Source organism: Streptomyces sp. NPDC005728 (genome assembly GCF_040630895.1).
Lineage (GTDB): Bacteria > Actinomycetota > Actinomycetes > Streptomycetales > Streptomycetaceae > Streptomyces.
In genome coordinates this window covers 1-2,395 of the sequence record NZ_JBEXYL010000260.1, presented here as the reverse complement: position 1 = coordinate 2,395, position 2,395 = coordinate 1, and the positions used below count along the sequence as shown (strand labels likewise).

Here is a 2,395-nt window from a genome sequence, read left to right as displayed (position 1 = left end):
AGCTCGGTGGGCTGCGCGAACCGTGAGAAGTTGTGCACGCACAGCACCAGGTCGTCCTCGTACTCGCGCAGGAAGGCGATCACCGCGGGGTTGGAGGACTGCAGTTCGGTGTAGGACCCCAGTCCGAAGGCAGGATTCTGCTTGCGGATCTCGATCATGCGGCGGGTCCAGTGGAGGAGGCTGGACGGGGAGGACATGGAGGCTTCGACGTTGGTGACCTGGTAGCCGTAGACCGGGTCCATGATGGTGGGCAGGAACAGGCGTCCGGGGTCGCTGGAGGAGAATCCGGCGTTGCGGTCGGGGGTCCACTGCATGGGGGTGCGGACGGCGTCGCGGTCGCCGAGCCAGATGTTGTCGCCCATGCCGATCTCGTCGCCGTAGTAGAGGATGGGCGAGCCGGGCAGGGACAGCAGCAGGGCGGTGAACAGCTCGATCTGGTTGCGGTCGTTGTCGAGCAGGGGCGCGAGGCGGCGGCGGATGCCGATGTTGGCGCGCATACGCGGGTCTTTCGCGTATTCGGCCCACATGTAGTCGCGTTCCTCGTCGGTGACCATTTCGAGGGTCAGCTCGTCGTGGTTGCGCAGGAAGATGCCCCACTGGCAGTTCGAGGGGATCGCCGGGGTCTTGGCGAGGATCTCGGAGACGGGGTAGCGGGACTCCCGGCGTACGGCCATGAAGATCCGCGGCATGACGGGGAAGTGGAACGCCATGTGGCACTCGTCGCCGCCGGAGGCGTAGTCGCCGAAGTAGTCGACGACGTCCTCGGGCCACTGGTTGGCCTCCGCCAGCAGCACGGTGTCCGGGTACTGGGTGTCGATCTCCTTGCGCACCCGCTTCAGGAACTCGTGGGTCGCCGGCAGGTTCTCGCAGTTGGTGCCCTCCTGCTGGTACAGGTAAGGCACGGCGTCCAGCCGGAACCCGTCGATGCCCAGGTCCAGCCAGAACTTCAGCGCGGAGATCATCTCCTCCTGCACGGCCGGGTTCTCGTAGTTGAGGTCCGGCTGGTGCGAGAAGAAGCGGTGCCAGTAGTACTGCTTGCGTACGGGGTCGTACGTCCAGTTGGAGGCCTCGGTGTCGACGAAGATGATCCGGGCGCCCTGGAACTGCTTGTCGTCGTCGGCCCAGACGTAGTAGTCCCCGTACGGACCGTCCGGATCCCGCCTCGACTCCTGGAACCACGGGTGCTGGTCGCTGGTGTGGTTCATGACGAAGTCGATGATGACGCGCATGCCACGCTGGTGGGCGGCGTCCACGAACTCCACGAAGTCGGCCAGGTCGCCGAACTCGGGGAGTACGGCGGTGTAGTCGGAGACGTCGTAACCGCCGTCACGCAGCGGGGACTTGAAGAACGGTGGCAGCCAGAGGCAGTCGACACCCAGCCACTGGAGATAGTCGAGCTTGGCGGTCAGACCCTTGAGGTCGCCGATGCCGTCGCCGTTGCTGTCCTGGAAGGAACGGACCAGTACCTCGTAGAAGACGGCGCGTTTGAACCAGTCGGGGTCCCGGTCCTTGGCAGGAGTGTCCTCGAAGGTGTCCGGGACGGGCTCGTTGACGATCATATTGTGGGTGACCCTCCGATCTGCGGGGTGGACGGTCGCAGAACCGAGAAGATATGCGCGGGTCGACGACCCGGTTCGAGTCGCACATAGTTGGTCCTGCCCCAGTGATAGGTCTCGCCGGTGAGCAGGTCGCACACCGGCACCGACTCGTGCCATTCCAGGCCGAGTTGCGGCATGTCCAACGAGACCGTCGCTTCCTGGGTGTGGTGGGGGTCGAGGTTGGCGACCACCAGAACCGTGTTCGATCCGCTCCGCTTCGAGTAGGCGATCACCGAGTCCTGGTCGGCGTGGTGGAAGTGGAGGTCGCGCAGCTGCCGCAGGGCCGGATTGCCGCGCCTGATGTGGTTCAGCCGGGTGACGAGGGGGGCGATGGTGCGGCCCTCGCGTGCGGCGGCGTCCCAGTCACGGGGTTTGAGCTGGTACTTCTCCGAGTCGAGGTACTCCTCACCGCCCTCGCGCAGCGGGGTGTTCTCACACAGTTCGTAGCCGCTGTAGATGCCCCAGGTCGGGGACAGGGTGGCGGCGAGCACGGCACGCACCTCGAAAGCGGCCCGCCCGCCGTGCTGCAGGTAGGCGTGCAGGATGTCGGGGGTGTTGGCGAAGAAGTTCGGCCGCATGTAGGCGGCCGCCTCGCCCGACAGCTCGCTCAGGTACTCCGTCAGCTCCTGCTTGCCGTTGCGCCAGGTGAAATACGTGTACGACTGCTGGAAACCGATCTGCGCCAGGGTGCGCATCATCGCCGGCCGCGTGAACGCCTCCGCCAGGAAGATCACATCCGGGTCGGTCCCGTTGATCTCCCCGATCACCCGCTCCCAGAACACGACCGGCTTGGTGTG

The 2,395-nt window shown here is 65.6% G+C and carries 2 protein-coding genes; both read right to left on the bottom strand.

Annotation, left to right across the window (positions count from 1 at the left end; all coding sequences use genetic code 11):
* A partial coding sequence (treS, locus tag ABZ471_RS48355) for a maltose alpha-D-glucosyltransferase (RefSeq protein ID WP_359075538.1) occupies positions 1-1,559 on the bottom strand: 1,559 nt, incomplete at its 3' end.
* On the bottom strand, positions 1,556-2,395 hold an 840-nt coding region (locus ABZ471_RS48350), incomplete at its 5' end, for an alpha-glucosidase C-terminal domain-containing protein (RefSeq protein WP_359075536.1). The genes treS and ABZ471_RS48350, both read right to left, overlap by 4 nt.